Genomic DNA, 22,356 nt, shown 5'->3' on the forward strand with positions numbered 1-22,356 from the left:
GCGTCGGGAACGGGGCGGATCCGCGCCGCGGCGTCCGGGCGGATCCAGCCAGGCCCGGGCGGGGTGACACGCCTGGAACTGTTCCTCGACCTGGTCTTCGTCTACGCGTTCTTCAACGTCACCGAGCTGATGTCGGCGAACTTCCACCCCGTCGGGCTGTTCGAGGGGTTCCTGGTGGTCGCGCTGCTGTGGCGGTGCTGGGCGTCGTACGCCTGGTTCGGCAACACGGTGCGCTTCGACCGGGGGATCATGCCGTTGGTCGTCTTCGGGGCGGCGGCCGGCATCTTCGTGGTGGGAGTCGCCCTGCCGGTGGCGTTCGCGGACCGGCCGGGTGGCCTGTGGGGTCCCCTCGTCTTCGCCGTCGCGTTCGTCCTGGTGCGCCTCGTGCCGGTGGCGGTCACCAGCCTCGCCGGGCTGAACACCGGCGACCGGCCCCTTTTCGCCCGACGCGCGTGGTTGCCGCTGTGCGTCACCTCGCCGCTGCTGCTCGCCGCCGCGTCCCTGCCGGCGCTGCTGCCGGACCGGCCGCCGGTGCACCTCGCGCAGGTGGTGCTGTTCACCGTGGCCACCGCTGTCGACTACGCCGGCCTGGCGGGGCTCGGCTCGGGCGACTGGCAGCTCGGGTCCGTCGGCCACTGGGCGGAACGGCACAGCCTGATCGTGCTCGTCGCCCTGGGCGAGACGATCATCTCGATCGGCACCAGCCGGGGACTGGTTGGCGATCCGCCGATCACCTGGTCGGTGCTCGCGGGATCGGCCCTCGGCGTCGTCGTGGTGATCGTGCTGTGGTGGACCTACTTCGACCTCGCCCGGTTCGCCGCCGAACAGTCGCTGCGGCGTCTGCCCGACGGCGTCACGTCGCTGGTGGGCCGCGACGCCTACGCGCTGCTGCACCTGCCGATGGTCGGCGGCCTGATCCTGCTCGCACTCGGCCTGAAACACGCCCTGAGCGCGACGGAGGTGGGCACCGCGGGCCGCTGGAGCACGGGCAGCGTGCTCGCCCTGCACGGCGGGGCGCTGCTCTACCTGCTCGGGCTGCTGGCCTTCGAGAAGCGCGGGTTCAACCTGGTGGGGCGCAGCGTGGTGCTCGGCATCGGGCTGCTGCTCGCCGCCGCACCGGTGGCCCTGCACGCGCCGGCGCTGGGATCGCTGGCGGTGCTCGCCGCCTGCCTGGGCACCGCCATGATCGCCGACCGTACCGTCTTCGCGCGTCGGCACCGCCGGCTGCACGAGGCGGTCGCCGGCACGGTGCGCCGGGTGGCGGTGGTCCGCCCGCACCAACTCTTCCTCGACCTGATCGTCGTGTACGCGTTCATCCAGATCACCGTCCTGGTGACCCGCCAACCGTCCCCGGCGGGGCTGGCGCAGGGCCTCGGTGTCCTGGCCCTGCTCTGGTGGTCCTGGTGCCTGTACGCCTGGCTGGAGAGCGTGGCGCCCCGCGCCACCACCCTGGTGCGGGCGACGGTGCTGGCGGCGGCCGCGTTGATCCTCGTGCTCGGCGTCGCCATCCCGCAGGCGTTCAGCCGCGTACCCGGTGGACTACCCGGCCCGCTGATCGTGGTGACCTGTTACGTGGCGCTGCGGGTGCTGCACCTCGCCGCGTTCTTCGGGGTCGCGAGGGGCGATCCGGCGCTGCGGGCCCAGGCGGCCCGGGCCGCCGTACCCACCGCGGCGGCGCTGGCGCTGCTGGTGGGCGCGACGCTCACCTTTCCCCCGGTCGGCCAGTCCATCTCGCCGCTCAGCGCGGCGTGCTGGACGGCCGCGGTGGTGGTGGACCTGGCGGGCGGCTACCTGACCGGCGCCCGGGACTGGGGGATCCGCGCCATCGAGCAGTGGACGCACCGGTACAACCTCGTGGTGCTCGTCGCCCTCGGTGAGGGCTTCATCTCCACCGGCGTCGCACTGGCCGACACGTCGATCTCGGCGGCGTCCCTGGTCACCGTCGCGTTGATCGTCACCCTGCTCGCCGCCCTGTGGTGGACGTACGTGGGCACCGACCGCGTCCTCGAAAGGCGGCTGTCGCAGGTGTCGGCCGGCCCGCGCGGGGCGGCGCTGGCCCGGGACGCCTACACCTACCTGCACCTGCTGACCGTCGCCGGTCTCATCCTGGTCGCACTCGGCCTGACGACGACGCTGGCACAGGTGGCGCAGCGGCCGGGCGCGCCGCTGGCCTCGCTGGGACACGCCGCCCTGCACGGCGGCGTGCTCGTCTTCCTCGCCGGCGACCAACTGATCTGGAGACGCACGACGGGCCGGTTCTGCCGCCGACGGATGCTCGGACTGCTGGTGGTGGCGCTCGCCGCTCCGGCGACCGCCGCGCTGCCCAGCCTCGCGTCGCTGGTGCTGCTCGCGGCGGTCGGCGTCACGGTCGCCACGACCACCTCGCTGCGCGCCGTCGCGCCGCCGCGCCGCCGTCGGCAGGCGCCGGGGGAAACGGGTCGGCGGAACGGTCCCCCGACCGACACAATGAGCGACGTGCGGAGATCGACACGACGGCTGCTCGGCGACCTGGACGCGCTCGCCCACCAGGAACGGATGGCGACGCTCGCCCGCCGGGCCCGCGAGGCGGCCGGCCGGGGTGAGCTGCCGGAGATCCTCGCGGAACTGCGCGGCGGGGCGTCGTCGTACCACCGGTTCCTGGCCCTCACCGCCGCCAAGATCGTCGGCGACCAGGCGGCGGTACGGGCGGCGCTGGGCGACCCGCACGGCAGCATCCGGGCGGTCGCCGTGAAGGCGGGCCTGCGCGCCGGCTGGCTCGCCGGCGACGACCTGCGCGCACTCGTCCGGGACGCGCCGGCCGACCTGCGGCACCTGGTCTACCGGTCGCTGCGGCACCTGCGCCGGCCGGTGGTCGCCGACGGCCTGGTCGACGGCGTGCTGGGGCGCTTCGGCGCCGTCGAGGCGGTCGCCCTGCTGCCCGCCTGCGGGTCGGACACCGTCCGCCGGCTGCTGCCGGCCGTCGAACACGCGTTGTCGAACTCCGTCTGCCTGGCCCGTCGCCACGGGGACGTGGTGCTCGACCACGCGGAGTCGACGCTGCCCGACATCCACCCCGGCGAGCGGGAGCACTGGTGGTCGACGCACGGCACGCGGGTCCTGCTCGCCGGCCGGCGTCGACCGGAACGCGCGCTGACGCTGCTCGAACGGTACGCGCCCACCGGACACCTCCCCGGCGACCTGGCGGACTACGGGCCGCTCGCCGCGTCCGAGCCCCGCCGGGTGCTGGCCCTGCTGACCGCGCCGTCGCGCGCCGACTGGATGGGCCACCAGTGGCTGCCCCCGGCGCTGCTGCGTCGGCTCGTCCGGCTGCCGCAGGCGGACCTGGTCACGCTGGGCCGACGGGTACGCGGCCGCAACAACTCACTGCACCGGCTGTTGGCGGCGCTCCCCCCGTCCCGGCGGGGCGACCTGTACGACGCCGTGTCCGCCGACGTCGACACGGCCGCCCGGATCCCCGACGCGCCGCTGATGGAGGTGCTGCCGCACGCCTGGCGGGAGCGCGAGGCACGCCGGGTGCTCGCCCTCGACGACGTCCGCCACGACGAGGCGCAGGTGCGCTCGTGGAGCGCCCTGCTGCCCTGGCCGGCGGCGTCGGCGGCGCTCACCCCCGCCCTGCGCGCCGCCGACGCGCGCGACCGGGCCGTCGCGTACGAACTGCTCCTGGCCGCCGCCCGGCGCAGCCGCGACCCCGCGGCGGCGGCCGAGGCCCTGACCGGGCTGGACCGGCTGCGCAACGAGCAGGACCCGGTCCGGGCCGTGGCGCTGGCGGAGCTGGCGAACCTGGCCCCGTTGCTGCGCGCGGACGCCGTCGAGGTGCTGACCCGGATCACCGCCGACGCCACGACCACCCGCGACGCGTCGACACGCACCCTCGCCGCGCTCGGCACCCTCGCCGCCCGGGTGCTGGCTCGGCACGTCGACGAACCGGCCCTGCTGCGCTGGGCGCTGGACACCCTCGACCGGCTCTTCGGCGGGCACCGGCTGCCGCCGCTCGGGCGGTTCGACGAGACGCTGCGCCGCGGCCAGGAGACGCTCGTCTTCGCCCGGCTGCGCGGATGGGTCGAGGCCGGCATGGCCCGGGGCCGGTTCACCGCGTTGTTCGCCGTGACCTGGGCCCTGGGGCGGCGGGCCTGGCACGTGCCCGAACTCCAGGAACTGCTGCGCCGGGCGACGACCCCCGGCACCGTCGCCGCCGTCGTGCGGGAGGCCGTCGAGCTGTGGCTGGCCGACCCGGGGACCCGGGCACAGCGGGTGGCGTACGTGCTGCACTCCGACAGCTCGACCATCACCCTGCCCACGGTGTGGCGGACCGTCAGCGCCCGACGCACCGACCTGCTCGACCGGGTACTGCGGCACCCGCCGAAGGGCGCGTTCCTCACCGCCGGCACCCGCTGGATCCCGGGACCGCCCGTGCACGCCGAGCGGTGGACGCCCCACCAGCAGGAGGCGTTCGTACGGCTACAGGCGCGGCTCGCCGCCGACGCCGGCACCCCGCTGCACCATCGGGCCGCCGCCGTACGGGCCGCCGCGTCGGTGCCCGACGCCGGGCGCGAGCTGGTGCTGCGCCACGTCGACTCGCCGAACGCCACCCTGGCCGAGGCGGCCCTGACGGCCCTGCCGTGGACCGACCGGCCCGACCAGGCACTGCCCTTGCTGCTGTCCCACGCCGACGACGAGCGGGCCAGGGTCGCCCTGTACGCCGCCACCCGCGCCGTCCGCTTCACCCGCCCGGCCGACCTGGTGGCCCCGCTGTCCGGCGTCGCCCTGGGACGGGGCAAGGTGACCAGCCGCAAGCAGGCGGTCCGGCTGCTCGGCCGCTTCGGTCCGCCGGAGGCGATGGCCGTACTGGTGTCGGCGTGGCGGCAGCCCGGCCAGCACCGCGACGTGCGGGCGGCGATCGTCGCCGCCGCCCGGCAGCGGCTGCACGCGCCGGAGAGCTGGCCGATCCTCGAAGAGGCGGTCGTCGGGAGCCGGGAGGAATCGCTGACCGTGCTGGCGACCCCGCCCGACGGGGTCGCGGCGCCGGAGCGACCCCGCTACGCCGCCCTCGTCGCCCGGGCCTGCGCGAGCCCCGACCGTGAGGTCGGACGGCTCGCCTGGCCCCAGCTCGTGCACTGGCTGCCCTGGGCACCCGACCTCACCGACCTGATCCTGGCGGCGCTCACCGACCTGGGCGGGCGGTACGACTGGCAGCGGGTGCGCCCGATGGTGGACGCGGTGCTGCGCCACCCGGACCGCCCCGAGCAGGGGGTGCTCGCCGCCGCCCTGCGCGACCTCGTGCGCATCGACGACGTCGACGCGGACCCCGGTGGCCCCACCGGGGACCGCCCGGCTCGGCGCCGGATCGACGCCGTCGTGGCCACGGTGTCCCGCGCCCTCGGGCCACAGACCGACCCGGCGCCGGTCCGGCGGGCGGCGGACGAGTTGGGCCGGCACCGCGCGTACGTGGCGCAGGCGGGCACCCTGCTGACCAACGTCCTGCCGCTCGGCAACGCGACATCCGAGCAGCTCACCGCCGAGATCCTCACGATCGCGGATCTGGTGGCGGGCCGGCCGGCACTCGCCGCCCGGCTCGCTCACCTCCTCTGCGGGCGCATCGCCTCCCCGACGGTCCTCGACGCCGAACCGGTGCTCGCCACGGCCCGCTGCCTCGCCACCCGGGGCGAGGCCACCACCGGTCTGTTCGCGGTGGCCCTGGCCGGCGGCGGCAGGGCGTACGGCTGGTCCGCACCCTGGCGGGACCTGCTGCACCTGCTGCGCGGGCACCCGGTCGCCGACATCCGCGACGCCGCCTTCGACGTCTCGATGGAGGCGACGTGATCCGCGGCGGCCGCCGTGCTAGAAGTCGTCGTCGAAGGCCACCGTGCCGCTCACCCCGACCTGGTACGCCGACACGCGCCGCTCGAAGAAGTTCGACAGCTCCTGGACGTCCTGCAACTCCATGAAGGCGAACGGGTTGGTCGAGCCGTAGTGGGCGGGGATGCCGAGCTGCGCGAGCCGCCGGTCGGCGACGTGTTGCAGGTACTCGCGCATGTCGGTCAGGGACAGCCCGGGCACCCCCTGGCCGAGCAGGTCCTCGGCGAACTGGACCTCGCACTCGACGGCCTCGGCGAGCATCTGCCGCACCTGGCCGGCCAGCTCGTCGTCGAACAGGTCCGGCTCCTCCCCGCGCACGGTCTCCACCACGTCGAAGGCGAAGGCCATGTGCATGGACTCGTCGCGGAACACCCAGTTGGTGCCCGACGCCAGGCCGTGCAGCAGCCCCCGGGAGCGCAGGAAGTAGACGTAGGCGAAGGCGCCGTAGAAGAACAGCCCCTCGATGCAGGCGGCGAAGCAGATCAGGTTGAGCAGGAAGGCCCGCCGGTCCTGTCGGGTACGCAGCTGCCGCAGCTCGCCCAGCGAGTCGATCCAGCGGAAGCAGAACTCGGCCTTGCGCCGGATCGACGGGATGTTCTCGATGGCGGCGAACGCGGCGAAGCGTTCGGTCTCGTCGGGCACGTAGGTGTCGAGCAGGTTGAGGTAGAACTGGACGTGCACGGCCTCCTCGAACAGTTGCCGCGACAGGTAGAGCCGGCCCTCCGGCGAGTTGACGTGCTGGTACAGGTTGAGCACGAGGTTGTTGGCGACGATGGTGTCGCCGGTGGCGAAGAACGCCACGAGGCGGCTGACCAGGTGCCGCTCGGCCGGGGAGAGCCGGTCGAGGTCGGCGAGGTCGGCGTGCAGGTCCACCTCCTCCACCGTCCAGGTGTTACGGATGGCGTCGCGGAAGCGGTCGAAGAAGTGCGGGTAGCGCATCGGGCGGAGGGTGAGGTCCATCCCCGGGTCGAGCAGCATGTGTGTGGTCCTCGGTTCGCTGGTGGTCGTGGTGGTCACTGGCACGCCTCGCACGACTCGGGGTTCTCCAGGGAGCAGGCCAGCGCCTCGTCGACGGTCGCCACCGCCGCGACGACGCCGGCGGCGCGGGCCGGCCCGACGGGCGCGACGGTGGCCTGCTGGATCCGCGTGGCCGGCCGCGAACGCAGGTAGTACGTCGTCTTCAGCCCGGCCTTCCAGGCGTACAGGTACATCGAGGAGAGCTTGCCGATCGTCGGCGCGGCCAGAAACAGGTTCAGCGACTGCGACTGGTCGATGTACGGGGCGCGGGCCGCGGCCAGGTCGATCAGCGCCCGCTGCGGCAGCTCCCACGCGGTACGGAACAGCTCCCGCACCTCGGCCGGCAGTTCCACGACGTCCTGCACGGAACCCTCGGCGCGCTTGATCGCCGAGCGGATCCGCTCCGTCCACAGGCCACGCGCCTTCAACTCCCGCACGAGGGCGGTGTTGACCTGGAGGAACTCCCCCGACAGGGTCTCGCGCTTGAACAGGTTGGACACCTGCGGCTCGATGCACTCGTAACAACCGGCGATCGAGGCGATGGTGGCGGTCGGCGCGATCGCCACCAGCAGCGAGTTGCGCAGCCCGTACGCGGCGACGCGCTCCCGCAGCGCGCTCCACCTCGCCGTCTGGGTCCCCGTGACGCCCCACAGGTCGGGTTGCAGCTGCCCGCGCGCCGCCCGGGTCTGCCCGTACGCCGGGTGGGCGCCCGCGCGCCGCGCCAGATCGGCGGAGGTCTCCAGGGCGGTCAGGTACAGCTCCTCGCTGATCCGGGTGGACAGCTCCCGGGCGGCCGGGGAGTCGAACGGCAGCCGCAGCGCGAAGAACACGTCCTGCAGGCCCATCAGGCCGAGCCCGACGGGGCGCCAGCGGGGATTGCTCGCCGCCGCCTGCGCCGTCGGGTAGTAGTTGATGTCGATGACCCGGTCGAGGTATGTGACGGCGGTGCGGACGGTGGCGCGCAGCCGCTCCCAGTCGATGCCGTCCGCGCCCAGGTGGGCGGCGAGATTCACCGAACCGAGGTTGCACACGGCGGTCTCGGCGTCGCTGGAGACCTCGACGATCTCGGTGCACAGGTTGGACAGGTGCACCACGTTGCCCGCCTCGGCGGTCTGGTTGCACAGCCGGTTCGCGGCGTCCTTGAACGTCATCCACCCGTTGCCGGTCTGGGCGAGGGTGCGCATCATCCGCCCGTACAGCTCCCGCGCCGGGACCTGCCGCACGTAGCGGCCCTGCTCCTCGGCGGCCCGGTACGCCGCGTCGAACTCCTCCCCCCACAGGTCCGGCAGCTCCGGCACCACGTCCGGGTCGAACAGCGACCACACCCCGTCGGACTCCACCCGCCGCATGAACTCGTCCGGGATCCAGTTGGCCAGGTTCAGGTTGTGGGTGCGCCGGGCGTCCTCACCGGTGTTGTCCCGCAGCTGGAGGAACTCCTCGACGTCCGGGTGCCACGGCTCCAGGTAGACGCAGGCCGCGCCCTTGCGCCGACCGCCCTGGTTGACCGCCGCCACCGAGGCGTCCAGCGTCCGCAGCCACGGCACGATCCCGTTCGACTGCCCGTTGGTGCCCCTGATCAGCGCGCCCCGCGAGCGGACCCGCGAGAACGCGATGCCGATCCCCCCGGCGAACTTCGACAGGTTCGCCACCTGCGCGTACCGCTGGTAGATCGAGTCGAGCTCGTCGCGCGGGGAGTCGACCAGGTAGCAGGAGGACATCTGGGTGTGCCGGGTGCCGGAGTTGAACAACGTCGGCGAACTCGGCAGGTACGCCAGGCTCGACATCAGCCGGTAGAACTCGATCGCCTCGTCCGGTGCCTGCGACAGGCCGCAGGACACGCGCAGCAGCCAGTACTGCGGGGTCTCCAGCACCAGCCGGCTCGTCGGGTGGCGCAGCAGGTACCGGTCGTAGACCGTACGCAGCCCGAAGTACTCGAAGCGCAGGTCGCCGCGCGGGTCGACGGCGGCGTCGAGGGCGCTCGCGTGGGCGGCGACGAACGCCGCGGTGTCGTCGCCGATCAGGCCCTCGGCGTGGCCGCGCCGGATCGCCTCGCTGAAGGAGCCGATGCCCTGCCGGCGGACCTCCTTGTCGACGTACCCGGCCAGCAGGCGGGCGGCCAGCCGCGAGTACTGCGGCTCCTCACCGATCATCTCCGCGGCGGTCTGGATGGACAGCCGGTCCAGTTCGGCCGTCGTCGCCCCGTCGTACAGGCCGCTGATCGTCCGGGTCGCCACCCGCAGCGGGTCGACGTCGGCGAGGTCGTCGGCCCACCGCTCGACGGCGCGGACGATCCTGTTGACGTCGACCGCCTCGGTGCCGCCGTCGCGCTTGCGGACCCGCATCTGCGTTCGCCGCTGGCCCGCCACGGCCGCATCGTCGGCCGCCGTGTCGTCGGCCGGAACAACCTCGGTGACTGTCACCACTCACTCCTCGCGAGCCTTGATCCCAGACGGAACTCCTGGGCACGCGGGGAGCGGACACCGACGACGACGCGCCGCAGGGCACGCGTCGGGATGGCGTCGGCCGTCCCACGCGGCCTCGGACCGCCGCACACCCGGAGGCGGGCGTACGGCGCACTGGCAGGTCTTCGGACTCGCGGGCGCGACCGGACTCGCCGGTCTCCTACTGGCCGTCGCTTCCCAGGCCGCTGGCGGCCCAGTGCTGATGACGGCGGTCGTTCCCACTCACCGCTGCGGGGCAGTCCCGGATTCCCACCGGGTTCCCTCTTGCCTCGACCGCACCGGATGAGCGGCCGAACCAGCTGCGCCGACACCATATATAGGGTTTGCCTCGTTGTCACACCCCACATGTCGGTCTCGGGCGTGTCGTCGGCGGCCCGGGTGACGCCCGTCGATCAAGGCCCGTCGACCGCGTCGATGCCTGCCCGCGGCGGCTCGGGGGCTGTCCTCCGCTCGGTACAGTCGCGGTCGTGGACACCACAGGCGAAACCGCCGACGGAGACGACCCCGCCGTCGCGCACCGTGGCATCGACTGGCCCACGCACGGCGGCGACCCCTTCGACGGCGCGCTGCCCTGGCCCGGCCTGCTGTACTGGGCGCACGAGCAGCCGTCGCGGGTGTTCCCGGCAGATCGCGTACCGTCCCGCGACGAACTCCTCGGCGCGATACCGATGGGCTACACCACCCTGAGCGTGCTGGCCCGGATCGCGCTCTACCACGGCGGGCGGCAGCGGCGACTGTGGCCGGAGCAGGATCGGCCGTCCCCGCGTGGGCCGCTACAGCCGTACCAGCTGCTCCTGCGGGCCACGGGCAAGGCACGCCACCTGCGGCTCGGCGCGAGCTGGCCGGTCCGGTTCGCGCTGCGCGACGCCGAGGAGCTGTCGGCCCGCACCGGCGGCGCGGTCCTGGTCTGCCAGGTGCGCGAATTCCACAACTGGCACTGACCCGCAGGCGGACCGGGGTCCTGTGGTCACACGATCCCGGTCCGCCCCCAGGCGGTGCGGTCAGACCTTGGTGACCCGGACGGCGTCGGCCACCACGTAGCCGGGGGCGCTGGTCCACCGGCTCACCGCGACCAGGTTGCGGTCACCGGCGGCCAGGCCGAAGGTGCCCAGCGAGCGCCACACGCCGCCGCTGGAGCGCTGGTCCACGTTGACCGTGCGGTTGCCCGAGGCGGTGACGACGACGTGCGGTGCCGAGCTGTTGTAGCCGGGGTCGGCCGGGTGCCGTACCTCGATCCGGTAGTCGCCGGCCGTCGGGATGTTCACCTTGAACCAGGCGGCGTCGCTGGCGGGCGTGGGGTTGGCGAAGCGGTAGTCGGCCCCGTAGCGCTGGGCCGAGTACGAGGAGGTGCCCCAGTTGGTGCTCGCCGTGAACCGCCCCGCCGTGGCGTTGTCCACGAAGGTGCCGCCCGTGGGCGGCGGGTTGGTGGTGCCGAGGCCGAGGTAGGCGGCGATGCCCTCGGCGTGCCCACGGGCGACGGCGGTGATGAAGTCCGCCCGCCTGAGCAGGTTCGAGTCGGCGACGCTGTCGATGAAGAGGTTCTCGGTCAGCACCGCGGGCATGGCCGCCTCGCGCAGCATGTGGAAGTTCGCGGTCTTCAGCCCGCGGTCGGTGACCCCGCCGATCGTCCGCATGGCGCCGATCACCCTCGGGTGCAGCGCGTTGTGCAGATTGACGGTGGCCGTGCCCGCCGTCGGGTACCGGTAGCTCTCGAAGCCGGTGCCGCCGCCGGAGTTGATGTGCACGCTCACGAGCAGGTTCGCGCCCCACGCGTTGGCGTCGTCCGTGCGGTACGCCAGGCTGCGGGTGATGTCGGTCGTCCGGGACATGCGGACGTCGACGCCCCAGTTGGCCAGCAGGATGCTGCGCAGTTGCAGGGAGATGTCGAGCGTCAGGGCCTTCTCCTGCAGCCCGTTGCCGACCGCGCCGGGGTCGGTGCCGCCGTGCCCCGGGTCGATGTAGACCTTCGGCAACGCCGCCCACGCGGGGCCGGCGACGATGGGGACGGCCGCGGCGCCAGCGACGGCCGCCAACAGGGTACGCCGCCGAAGCGTCGGGTTGTCGAACATGTGCACCTCGTCATCGGGAGAGATCGACACTGCCCGCAATATAGTGGTGCTTCAATGCCCGGTGAAAGATGTCTACGCCAATTGGTCTGAACTCCGAAGGTTTCCTCCCCCAGGGTCGTCGCGCCGTCACCACCGGCGATCGAGGGTCTGCGCCGCCCGCAGACACCTCAGGTCAGGGCACAGCCGGACCCGCAGTGCGGGCAGTACGCACGCTTGGCGTTCGACGTCACCTCGACGTCGCACCGTGCACAACGGCCGTTCTCCCACAGCCCCTGGTCGATCCCGAGCCCACCGTCGTAGTAGTCACGGTCGGGCCAGGCGACCAGTTCCATGTCGATACCCGGCTCATCCTCGTAGTCGCTGACAGCGGCCAGGGTCAGTGTCGTGCGTACGCCGTACTGGTCCTCGGTGTAGTGCGGCAGGACACGCCGCAGGACATCAACCAGTTCACGGACCGGCAGCGCCACGAGCTGCGCGGCGAGACGATCACGATCTTCGTCGGTGGACACGCAGCCGACCATCCGTCCCTGCGCACCGCCGCCGCCGGCCGCGTCGATCCCGGATCCATCCTGGGCACCCACCCCTGCCCCCGTCACTTGGCGTTGAAGTAGCTGGCTTCCGGGTGGTGCACCACGATCGCGTCCGTCGCCTGCTCCGGCATCAACTGGAACTCCTCCGACAGCTGCACGCCGATCCGCTCCGCCCCCAGCAGCTCCACGATCTTCGCCCGGTCCTCCAGGTCCGGGCAGGCCGGGTAGCCGAACGCGTACCGGCAGCCCCGGTAGTCGGTGCGCAGCAGACCCGCCAGGTCCGCCGGATCGTCGTCGGCAACCGTACGCCCGCCGGGCAGGGCCAGCTCGGCGCGGATCCGCCGGTGCCAGTACTCCGCGAGGGCCTCGGTGAGCTGCACGGACAGCCCGTGCACCTCCAGGTAGTCGCGGTACTCGTTGCGGGCGAACATCTTCGCCGTGTACTCGCTGATCGGCTGCCCCACCGTGACCAGTTGCAACGCCACCACGTCCAGCTCGTCGCCGCGCGGACGGAAGAAGTCGGCCAGGCAGAGCCGCCGCTCCTGCCGCTGCCGGGGGAAGGAGAACCGCGCCCGCTCGGAGTGCCCGTTCTCGTCCAGCACCACCAGGTCGTTGCCCTCGGCGTACGCCGGGAAGTAGCCGTACACCACGGCCGCCTCCAACACCTGGTCGGCGATCAGCCGGTCCAGCCAGTAGCGCAACCGGGGCCGGCCCTCGGTCTCCACCAGCTCCTCGTAGGACGGGCCCTGCCCGCTGCGGGCGCCCCGCAGGCCCCACTGCCCGAGGAAGGTGGCCCGCTCGTCGAGCAGCGCCGCGTAGTCGGCCAGCGGCACGCCCTTGACCACCCGGGTGCCGAGGAACGGCGGGGCGGGCACCTCCACGTCGGTGGCCACGTCGGAGCGGACCGAGGCGTCGTCCAACTCCGGCAGCGACTCGCTGACGATCGCCCGCTGCCGCTCGCGGCGCGCCCGCCGGGCCGCCAGCGCCGCCTCCCGCTCCGCGTCGATCACGGGCGCCCCGCCGCGCTTCGCCGTCATCACCCGGTCCATCAGCGACAGTCCCTCGAAGGCGTCCCGGGCGTAGTGCACCTGGCCGGGGAACATTGCCCGCAGGTCGTCCTCGACGTACGCCCGGGTCAGCGCCGCCCCGCCCAGCAGCACCGGCCAGCGCTCCGCGACCCCGCGCGCCGCCATCTCGGCGAGGTTCTCCTTCATGATCACGGTGCTCTTGACCAGCAGCCCGGACATGCCGATCGCGTCGGCCCGGTGCTGCTCGGCGGCCTCCAGGATCGCGTTGATCGGCTGCTTGATGCCGATGTTGACGACCTCGTAGCCGTTGTTGGACAGGATGATGTCGACCAGGTTCTTGCCGATGTCGTGCACGTCCCCGCGCACCGTGGCCAGCACGATGCGGCCCTTGCCGCCGTCCTCGGCCGTCTCCATGTGCGGCTCCAGGTACGCCACGGCGGTCTTCATCACCTCGGCGGACTGGAGCACGAACGGCAGCTGCATCTGACCGGAGCCGAACAGCTCGCCGACGACCTTCATGCCGTCGAGCAGGATGTCGTTGATGATGGACAGCGGGCTGCGCCCCTGCGCCATGGCCGCGTCCAGGTCGGCCTCCAGGCCGTTGCGCTCGCCGTCGATGATCCGCCGCTTGAGTCGCTCCTCCAGCGGCAGCGCGGCCAGCTCCTCCGCCCGCCCGGCCCGCGCCGACGCGGCGTCCACGCCCTCGAAGATCTCGATGAACCTCTGCACCGGGTCGTAGCCCTCGCGGCGCCGGTCGTAGACGAGGTCCAGCGCCACCTCCCGCTGCTCGTCGGGGATCTTGTTGAACGGCAGGATCTTGCTGGCGTGCACGATGGCGCTGGTCAGGCCGGCCTCGCGGCACTCGTGCAGGAAGACCGAGTTGAGCACCTGCCGGGCCGCCGGATTCAGCCCGAACGAGACGTTGGAGATGCCGAGGGTGAAGTTGACACCCGGATAGCGGCGGGCGATCTCCCGGATCGCCTCGATGGTCTCGATGCCGTCGCGCCGGGTCTCCTCCTGGCCGGTGGCGATCGGGAACGTCAGCGCGTCGATCATGATGTCGGCGCGGTCCATCCCCCACCGCCCGGTGAGGTCGTCGATCAACCGGCCCGCGATCCGCACCTTCCACTCGGCGGTCCGCGCCTGCCCCTCCTCGTCGATGAGCATCGCCACCACGGCGGCGCCGTGCTCCCGGACGACGGACATCACCCGGGCGTACCGGGACTCCGGCCCGTCGCCGTCCTCGAAGTTGACCGAATTGACCACGCACCGGCCGCCGAGCATCTCCAGCCCCGCCTCGACCACCGGCGGCTCCGTCGAGTCGAGCATGATCGGCAGGGTGGAGGCGGTGGCGAAGCGGCCGGCGAGCTCCCGCATGTCCTGTGTGCCGTCACGCCCGACGTAGTCGACGCAGAGGTCCAGCAGGTGCGAGCCGTCGCGGGCCTGGCTGCGGGCGATCTCCACGCAGGCCCGCCAGTCGCCGGCGAGCATGGCCTCGCGGAACACCTTGGAGCCGTTGGCGTTGGTCCGCTCCCCCACCATCAGCAGGGACGCGTCCTGGGCGAACGACACCGGGTGGTAGACCGACGAGACGCCGGCCTCGTGCCGTGGATCGCGGGGTGCCGGGCGCGTGCCGTGCAGGCGCTCGGAGAGGACCCGGATGTGCTCGGGGGTGGTGCCGCAGCAGCCGCCGACCAGCGAGACGCCGTACTCGGTGACGAACCGCTCCAGCGCGTCGGCCAGCTCCACCGGGGTCAGCGGGAAGTACGCCCCGTCGGCGGTCAGCACCGGCAGGCCCGCGTTCGGCATCACCGACAGCGGGATCCGGGAGTGCCGGGAGAGGTAGCGCAGGTGCTCGCCCATCTCGGCCGGCCCGGTCGAGCAGTTCAGCCCGATCAGGTCGACCCCCAACGGCTCGATCGCCGCCAGCGCCGCCCCGATCTCGCTGCCCACCAGCATGGTGCCGGTGGTTTCCACGGCGACGTGGCAGATGATCGGCACCGTCCGGCCGAGCCGGGCCATGGCCCGCTTCGAGCCGACGACGGCGGCCTTGACCTGGAGCAGGTCCTGGCAGGTCTCCACGATCAGCGCGTCCGACCCGCCCTCGATCAGGCCCTCGGCGTTCTCCTGGTACGCGTCGCGCAGGGTCGCGTAGTCGGCGTGCCCGAGGGTGGGCAGCTTGGTGCCCGGGCCGATCGAGCCCAGCACGAAGCGGGGCCGCTCGGGGGTGGCGTACGCGTCGGCGGCCTCCCGGGCGAGGCGGGCCCCGGCCTCGGAGAGTTCGCGGATGCGGTGCTGGATGTCGTACTCACCCAGGTTGGCCAGGTTGGCCCCGAAGGTGTTGGTCTCGACGCAGTCCGCCCCGGCGGCCAGGTACGCCTCGTGCACCCCGCGTACGACGTCCGGTCGGGTGGCGTTGAGGACCTCGTTGCAGCCCTCGTAGCCCTCGAAGTCGTCCAGGGTGAGGTCGGCCGCCTGCAGCATCGTGCCCATGGCGCCGTCGGCGATGAGAATCCGGTCTGCCAGTACGTCGAGCAATGAGGTCCGCACAGGATCAGGTTAGTGCCGTCGCCGCCCGATCGATTCCCCCGCACGTGCCTTCCCACATTGTGTCAGCGGGATCACGCTGTCCGGTTCATCATGGTATGGCCGGCCGTCGCCGGGCCCGACCGGCGCGGCCGACGGGCCGCATCCCGCCCCGACACGTAGGCTGACGGACGTGAAGGACTACAGCGACAGCACCGCGCCCGGCGGGCGGACGACCGGGTCCGGTCCCGGCGCCGCCCCCGACGAGCAGGGTGAGGTGACGGCGTGACCGAGTTCGACGGACTGCCGGTGCTGCGGTCCCCCGTGGCGATCGCCGCGTTCGAGGGCTGGAACGACGCCGCCGACGCCTCGACCGCCGCCGTCGAGCACCTGGAGCAGGTCTGGCAGGCCCGGCAGGTCACCGAGCTGGATCCGGAGGACTTCTACGACTTCCAGGTCAGCCGCCCCACCATCACCATGGCCGAGGGCGAGACCCGCCGGGTGGAGTGGCCGACGACGCGCTTCATGGTGGCCAGCCCCGAGGGCACCGAACGGGACGTCGTGCTGATCCGGGGCATCGAGCCGAGCATGCGGTGGCGCACCTTCTGCGAGCAGGTCCTGGAGATCTGCCACAGCCTGGAGGTCGAGCGCGTGGTCGTGCTCGGCGCGCTGCTGGCCGACGTGCCGTACACCCGGCCGCTGCCGATCAGCGGCAGCGCCTCCGACGCGGAGGCCGCCCAGCGCTACCAGCTCACCCCCACCCGCTACGACGGGCCGACCGGGATCGTCGGGGTGCTGCACGACGCCTGCAACAAGGCCGAGGTCGACGCCGTCTCGTTCTGGGTGCACGTGCCGCACTACGCCAACAACCCGCCCTGCCCGAAGGCCACCCTCGCCCTGCTGCACCGCGTCGAGGAGGTGCTCGACCTGCCGGTTCCCATGGCCGACCTGGCCGAGGAGGCCGCCGAGTGGGAGCAGCGGGTGCGCAGCGCCGCCGAGCAGGACGCCGAACTCGGCGAGTACGTACGCGAGCTGGAGGAACGCGTCGGCGACGCGGGCATCACCCCGCTGACGGGTGACGAGATCGCCCAGGAGTTCGAGAAGTACCTGCGCCGCCGCGGCGGCTCCGCCGGCCCCACGGCCGGTTCCTGGTAGCACCTTTTCCTGCCACACCGGCCCCGGACGCGTGTCGTCCGGGGCCGGTGTTTTGGCGTGTCCGGGGGTGGCGCGGTCACCACCCCTAAGGCATCCTAGGAACCTAGCTGTGATCGAGGAGGCGGGCATGCAGATCAATCCGGGGGCCGCCGAGTTCCCGCACCGGCAGATCGCCGCGCAACTCAAGACCCAGATCCGCCGTGGCGACTGGGCTCCGGGCGAGCGGCTGCCGTCCATCCCGGCCATCGCCGAGATGTTCGGCGTGGCGAAGCAGACCGTGCAGCGCGCCGTCGACCAGCTGCGGGTCGAGGGCATCCTGATCACCAAGCCCGGCTCCGGGACGTACGTCCGAGGCACCCGGCGGCGGCTCAACCGGCTCTCCCGGGGCCGCTACGGCGGCTTCCGCGGCTACCACACCGACCTGGCCGCGCGGTACCGGCAGCAGCTCGTCTCCGTCGGCCGGGCCCCCGCCCCGCCGGAGGTGGCCGACGCGTTCGGGGTGGCCGACGGCACCGACCTGCTCTGCCGGCGCCACCTCGTGCGCACCGAGGACTCCCCCGTCGAGGTGGGTGCCTCGTGGTTCCTGCCCGCCGACGCCGCCGGCACCTCGCTGGAGCGCGCCGAGGCGTTCGGCCGGCCGCTCTACCAGGAGGCCGAGGAGGCCACCGGCCGGCGGTACGTCTCGGCCACCGACACCATCAGCGCCCGCCAGCCCAGCCGGGAGGAGGCCGAGATCCTCCAGATCCGCCCCGACACCCCGGTGCTGCACCTGCTGCACGTCGCCTACGACGGCCACCGCAAGCCGATCGAGGTCGCCCAGGCCACCTGGCCCGGCCCGGTCACCACGCTGACCGAGGAGTACAAGATCCCCGCCCCGGCCCCCGACCCCACCCCGGACCCCGGCCTGATCCTGGGCTAGCCCCGCCCCCACCCCGTCGATCATGCAGTTCTGGTGGGCGGTTACCGCCGTTCCGCACCTTTCGCGGGGCACCACAACTGCATGATCGACGCCGCGAGGGGGCGGGGGGTGGGGGTGGGGGTGGGGGGTGGGGGGTGGGGGTGGGGGTGGGGGGTGGGGGTGGGGGGTCAGAGGCGGATGCCGAGGAGGGCGTCCAGGGTGGCGGCGAAGAGGGCGGGGGCGGCCGGGTCGGCGGCGGTGCCGGCGAGGGTCGCCTCGGCCCACCCGTCGGCCAGCGCCAGGGCGCCCGGCGAGTCCAGGTCGTCGGCGAGGCGGGCGCGTACGCCGGCCAGGAACTCGTCGCCCGACGGACCGGCGGGCGCGGCGGCGGCGCGGCGCCAGCGGGCCAGCCGCTCCAGCGACGTCGCGAGCAGCTCGTCGGTCCAGGCGCGGTCGGCGCGGTAGTGCCCCGACAGCAGGGCCAGCCGGACCGCCATCGGGTCGACCTGGTCGGCGCGCAGCCGGGAGACGAAGACCAGGTTGCCCCGGGACTTCGACATCTTCTCGCCGTCGAGGCCGATCATGCCGGCGTGCACGTAGTGCTCGGCGAACGGTGCCGCGCCGGTGAGCCGCTCCGCGTGCGCGGCGGAGCACTCGTGGTGGGGGAAGATCAGGTCGTTGCCGCCGCCCTGCACGTCGATCCGGTCCCCGAGCAGGTTGAGCGCGATGACCGTGCACTCGATGTGCCAGCCGGGGCGGCCGGCGCCCAGCTCGCCGCCCGGCCAGGACGGCTCGCCCTCGCGGGCGCCCCGCCACAGCAGCGGGTCCAGCGGGTCGCGCTTGCCCGCCCGGTCCGGGTCGCCCCCGCGCTCGGGGAAGATCTCCAGCATCTGCTCGCGGGTCAGGTTGGACTCGTAGCCGAAGCGGGGGGCGGCGGCGAGGTCGAAGTAGACGTCGCCGGTGCCGTCGTCCAGGCGGTACGCGGCCCCGTCCTTGAGCAGCAGGAGGACCTTGTCAGCGATGTCGGGGATCGACTCCACCGCACCGACGTAGTGCGCCGGCGGGATGATCCGCAACGCCTCCATGTCCTCCCGGAACAGCGCGGTCTCCCGCATCGCCAGGACCTTCCAGTCCTCGCCGTCCCGCTCGGCCCGCTCCAGCAGCGGGTCGTCGATGTCGGTGACGTTCTGCACGTAGCGCACGTCCCGGCCGGCGTCCCGCCACACCCGCTGCACCAGGTCGAACGCGATCATGGTGGCGGCGTGGCCCAGGTGCGTGGCGTCGTACGGGGTGATGCCGCAGACGTACATGGTCGCGGTGCCGGCCGGATCGCTCGGGTGGGCGCCCTGCCGCGCCGAGTCGAACAACGACAGCGGCTGGCCCCTGCCCGGCAGCCGCGGCACCTCATGTCCCGCCCAAGAGTCCATGACCGTCAGCCTAACCAGCCGGCGCGGCGCGGCAGGCCCGGCCCACAGTGATCATCATGACAGCGCCGCGAGGCGCGTCGGCGGGGCCGGGTTGCCGCCCGGCCGGCACTCACATGGGGGGCCAGGGCACCGCCGGCCAGTCCTGCGACGGCTGCGGGAACAGGCCGGTGTGCCGCAGCCGGTCGACCCGGGCCGCCAGCTCGGCGACCTCCCGGAGGGTCAGGTGGTCGGCCAGCTCGGCGCCGAGCGCCCCGGAGAGCTGACCGGCGAGCCCGTCGAGCATCTCCACGGCGTCCGCCGGCAGCCGCCGGCCGGCCCAGCCCCAGAGCACCGTGCGCAGCTTCTCCTCGACGTGGAAGCTCACCCCGTGGTCGACGCCGTAGATCCGGTCGTCCGGACCGACCAGCACGTGCCCGCCCTTACGGTCCGCGTTGTTGATCACCGCGTCGAGCACCGCGAGCCGGGCCAGCCTCGGATCGTCGGCGTGGGCCAACGCGTACGGTGTGCCGTCGTCGTCGCGGGCCGCGGCGATCGGGAACCAGCGGGGCGGCAGCGCGTCGGCCGGCACGAACCCGACCAGGGGCTCGGCCTCCTCCGGCTCGTCGATCCAGAGCTGGCACGATCCCGGCCCGAACGGGCCGTCGCGAAGCACCGTCGGCGGCACCAGGTCCCACCCGGTGGCCCGCGAGACCACGTACGCCGAGACCTCCCGGCCGGCGAGCGTGCCGTCCGGGAAGTCCCACAGCGGGCGCTCGCCGCGTACGGGCTTGTAGACGCAGCGGGCCGTGACCCCGTCGAGGGTCAGGATGCCCCGCAAAGTGGTGTTGGAGGCGTCGACGAGCCGCCCCTCCACGTCCAGGTGGCCGTCCCGGAGCAACCGGAGCGCGGCCTCACCGTCCTGTCGGGGCTGGAGATCCGACGACGTCACCGGTGGTAACCGTTGTGGCGTGGACAGAGATGACCGGCGGGATCCAGCGGCTGGCCGCAGAGCGGGCAGGGCGGACGGCCGGCGTTGACCACCCGCCGGGCCCGCTCGATGAACTGGCGGGTGGCCTCCGGGGTCAGCCGCACCCGGAGCCGGTCGAGGTCCTCGTCCGGCTCGGCGTCCTCGTCCTCGGCGTCCTCGTCGTCGTCGGGCTCACCGAGCTCGACCTCGACCTCCGCCTCGCCCACGGCGATGGCCTCGATCACCACGGTCGCGGTGTCGACGTCGAACGCCAGGCCGAGCGTGCCGACCCGGAACTCCTCGTCGACCGGCGTGTCCAGCGGGTCGTTGTCCCCGACGACGGCCACCGGCTCGGGCAGTTCCACGCCGAAGCGGCGCTGCGCCTCGGAGAGCAGCTCCTCGAGCTTCTCGGCCAGCAACGACACCTGGACCTTCTCCAGCGCGACGCTGACCAGCCGGCCACCGCCGCGCGCCTGGAGGAAGAACGTGCGCTCCCCCGGCGGGCCGACCGTCCCGGCGACGAACCGCTCCGGCGGCTCGAAGGCGTGCACCTGGTGGGTCATACCCACGACCCTATCCGGCGCACCACAGCGCCGCGCACCCCACCGACGCGAATCGCCGCGCACCCGCCGCGCCCGGCGCACCGCGCGCCGCACCCGGGCGTGGCGGCCGGCGGGAGCCCGGGCGCGCACCGGCACGTGGCCGTCAACCGGGCCCTCGGCCCGCACCGGGACGTGGTCGCCAACCGGGCCCTCGGCCCGTGCCGGGGTGGGGTGGACGGGACGGTCCCCACGCCACGGCAGCGCCCCGCCGGAGGTCTTGCCGTGCCGCGAGGCCGTGGGCAGGGGCGCCGCCGGCCGGTCACCGGCCCGCTCCCGCGCCGCCGCCGACCGGGGCGTCGGAGTCGGCCGCGCCGGCCGCCTTCGCCGCCCGCCGGCGCCGCTTGCGCGGCGGCGGTACCAGCCCGGCCAGGTCGCCGCCGGTGTCGTTGAGCCGCACCAGGAACGGCCGCAGCGGCGTGTAGCGGATCGCCGTCACGGAGGCCGGGTCGGCCACGATCCGCTGGAACAGATCCAGGTGTACGCCGAGCGCGTCGGCCACGATCGCCTTGATCACGTCGCCGTGGCTGCACGCCAGCCAGACCGCCTCGGGGCCGTGCTCCGCGGTGATCCGGGCGTCCCACGTACGCACCGCGGCGACCGCCCGGGCCGCCATCGCCGCCATCGACTCCCCCTCCGGAAAGACCGCGGCGCTCGGATGCTGCTGGACCACCGGCCAGAGCGGCTCCTTGGCCAGCTTCTTCAGCGGCTGCCCCTCCCAGGCCCCGTAGCCGCACTCGATCAGCCCCTCCTCCACCACCGGGCTGGCCTGGGGCAACGCCAGTTCCAGGGTCTGCCGGCACCGGATCAGCGGGCTGGTCACCACCGCCGCGAGCGGCACGGCCCGCAGCCGCTCGCCGACCGCGGTCGCCTGGGCCCGGCCCGTCTCGTCCAGCTCGACGGGCTGGCGGCCGGCCAGCCCCCCGTCCGCGTTCGCGGTCGTCCGGCCGTGTCGCAGAAGCAGAAGGGTCGCCACGGGACCACCCTATGACCTGCGCCCGATGTCGGTCGTCCACTGGTGTGCGTGGGATGGCCAGGGACGCGTCCTCGTGTCGCCGCCCCGGTCACCGGCCGCCACTGGGTGCGGTGCCGTCGTGGGGGGTGTGGCCAGGCGTGCCCGACTTCGGGCGGGGCGTTGTGGGGTACATGACGTCCTGATCTCGGCCGGTTGGTTCACGAGCGCGTCCATGATCCGCTGACGTGGGCCCGGGCGGAGGGCAGCGGGGAGCCCGGGGGGCGCGTCAACCGATCATGCGTGCCGCTCGGCAGCACCGGAGGCTCCTGGTGCGACCGCCCCCGCCACGGGCCGTCTCGTACCAGGGCCCCCACAAGGTTCGCGCCTCGGCCCGGGCGCGGGTGGTGTCCGGTCATGTCTCGGGTGTCCCGGTGCGGCATGCGGGCGGGCGTCATCAGCTTCCCCACTCGGGGCGATTGTCCGGTTTGGGTGTGACCGGGGGCACCGTGATGGCGGAATCGTGGCCGGGGCGGGGTCGTTACACCCTGCGTACGGCCGAGCAGGGCAAGGCCGTGCCGCCCGACAGGGTGGGCGTGCCCGGGGCCCCGCCGGAATGATGGCGGGCCGGCGGTCGTTACACATGGTCCGGCCGACGTGAGGGCATCCCCCCGCCCCGCGAACAGCCCGATCCTCCCGGCCGACACGGCCGATCTGATCCCCCGGCCGATACGGCCGATCTGGTCTTTTCCTCCGGCGAGACGCCGGAGATCCCCCTGAGTTCCTTGGGCGCCGGACGGTGCTTGCATCCGCGTAGCCGATCCCCCTCGGTGCGGGTGCCAACCCCCGAATGGAGCATTCCTGATGAACACGATCATTCGTAAGAGCGTT

General features: G+C 73.3%; 13 protein-coding genes and 1 riboswitch. Of the genes, 4 read left to right on the top strand and 9 right to left on the bottom strand.

The annotated features are described in order from the left end of the window. Nucleotides 1–63: 63 nt before the first annotated feature. Nucleotides 64–5,820, top strand: a complete 5,757-nt coding sequence (locus ACFHW0_RS16055) for a low temperature requirement protein A (protein ID WP_416608421.1) — start codon at nucleotides 64–66, stop codon at nucleotides 5,818–5,820. 18 nt (nucleotides 5,821–5,838) lie between these two features. On the opposite strand, the gene ACFHW0_RS16060 is transcribed toward ACFHW0_RS16055, so the two are convergent. Both ACFHW0_RS16060 and ACFHW0_RS16065 read right to left on the bottom strand, forming a co-directional pair. Then, on the bottom strand, nucleotides 5,839–6,834 hold the full coding sequence (locus tag ACFHW0_RS16060; protein WP_416608456.1) for a ribonucleotide-diphosphate reductase subunit beta: 996 nt from the start codon (nucleotides 6,832–6,834) through the stop codon (nucleotides 5,839–5,841). A 35-nt stretch (nucleotides 6,835–6,869) separates the two neighbouring features. Then, nucleotides 6,870–9,215, bottom strand: a complete 2,346-nt coding sequence (locus tag ACFHW0_RS16065) for a ribonucleoside-diphosphate reductase subunit alpha (protein WP_416608458.1) — start codon at nucleotides 9,213–9,215, stop codon at nucleotides 6,870–6,872. A gap of 218 nt (nucleotides 9,216–9,433) precedes the next feature. Beyond that, nucleotides 9,434–9,650: riboswitch (cobalamin riboswitch) on the bottom strand. A 152-nt stretch (nucleotides 9,651–9,802) separates the two neighbouring features. Between ACFHW0_RS16065 and ACFHW0_RS16070 the strand changes: the two genes are divergently transcribed. Then, nucleotides 9,803–10,276: a hypothetical protein gene (locus tag ACFHW0_RS16070; RefSeq protein ID WP_416608423.1), complete on the top strand. Its 474-nt coding sequence runs from the start codon at nucleotides 9,803–9,805 to the stop codon at nucleotides 10,274–10,276. Nucleotides 10,277–10,336: 60 nt separating this feature from the next. Here the strand turns inward: ACFHW0_RS16070 and ACFHW0_RS16075 are convergent, their stop codons facing one another. The 3 genes from ACFHW0_RS16075 to metH all read right to left on the bottom strand — a co-directional run bounded on the left by ACFHW0_RS16075 (nucleotide 10,337) and on the right by metH (nucleotide 15,512). Then, complete coding sequence (locus ACFHW0_RS16075; RefSeq protein ID WP_416608425.1) at nucleotides 10,337–11,434, bottom strand: N-acetylmuramoyl-L-alanine amidase; 1,098 nt, start codon at nucleotides 11,432–11,434, stop codon at nucleotides 10,337–10,339. 137 nt (nucleotides 11,435–11,571) lie between these two features. Continuing rightward, a complete protein-coding gene (locus tag ACFHW0_RS16080; protein WP_416608427.1) occupies nucleotides 11,572–11,913 on the bottom strand; it encodes a hypothetical protein in 342 nt (113 codons plus the stop codon). Nucleotides 11,914–11,996: 83 nt separating this feature from the next. Further along, the gene (gene metH, locus ACFHW0_RS16085) at nucleotides 11,997–15,512 is read right to left on the bottom strand and encodes a methionine synthase (RefSeq protein WP_416608429.1); all 3,516 of its coding nucleotides are present in this window, start codon (nucleotides 15,510–15,512) and stop codon (nucleotides 11,997–11,999) included. Nucleotides 15,513–15,773: 261 nt separating this feature from the next. Between metH and ACFHW0_RS16090 the strand changes: the two genes are divergently transcribed. Both ACFHW0_RS16090 and ACFHW0_RS16095 read left to right on the top strand, forming a co-directional pair. Further along, nucleotides 15,774–16,643 carry a PAC2 family protein gene (locus tag ACFHW0_RS16090; RefSeq protein WP_101409578.1) on the top strand — a complete coding sequence of 290 codons (870 nt, stop codon included), beginning with the start codon at nucleotides 15,774–15,776 and terminating at the stop codon, nucleotides 16,641–16,643. A gap of 127 nt (nucleotides 16,644–16,770) precedes the next feature. After that, a complete protein-coding gene (locus ACFHW0_RS16095) occupies nucleotides 16,771–17,562 on the top strand; it encodes a GntR family transcriptional regulator (RefSeq protein ID WP_416608431.1) in 792 nt (263 codons plus the stop codon). Between the two features lie 167 nt (nucleotides 17,563–17,729). Here the strand turns inward: ACFHW0_RS16095 and mshC are convergent, their stop codons facing one another. From mshC to ACFHW0_RS16115, 4 genes are all read right to left on the bottom strand, one after another. Beyond that, complete coding sequence (gene mshC / locus ACFHW0_RS16100) at nucleotides 17,730–18,968, bottom strand: cysteine--1-D-myo-inosityl 2-amino-2-deoxy-alpha-D-glucopyranoside ligase (protein WP_416608433.1); 1,239 nt, start codon at nucleotides 18,966–18,968, stop codon at nucleotides 17,730–17,732. Nucleotides 18,969–19,077: 109 nt separating this feature from the next. Beyond that, the gene (locus ACFHW0_RS16105; protein ID WP_416608434.1) at nucleotides 19,078–19,896 is read right to left on the bottom strand and encodes an SCO1664 family protein; all 819 of its coding nucleotides are present in this window, start codon (nucleotides 19,894–19,896) and stop codon (nucleotides 19,078–19,080) included. After that, the gene (locus ACFHW0_RS16110) at nucleotides 19,893–20,477 is read right to left on the bottom strand and encodes a DUF3090 domain-containing protein (RefSeq protein WP_416608436.1); all 585 of its coding nucleotides are present in this window, start codon (nucleotides 20,475–20,477) and stop codon (nucleotides 19,893–19,895) included. The genes ACFHW0_RS16105 and ACFHW0_RS16110 overlap by 4 nt, the downstream gene beginning before the upstream one ends. Nucleotides 20,478–20,775: 298 nt before the next feature. Beyond that, complete coding sequence (locus tag ACFHW0_RS16115; RefSeq protein ID WP_416608438.1) at nucleotides 20,776–21,489, bottom strand: histidine phosphatase family protein; 714 nt, start codon at nucleotides 21,487–21,489, stop codon at nucleotides 20,776–20,778. Nucleotides 21,490–22,356 lie beyond the last annotated feature (867 nt).

This window comes from Micromonospora sp. LOL_025, assembly GCF_048060285.1.
Classification (GTDB): Bacteria; Actinomycetota; Actinomycetes; order Mycobacteriales; family Micromonosporaceae; genus Micromonospora.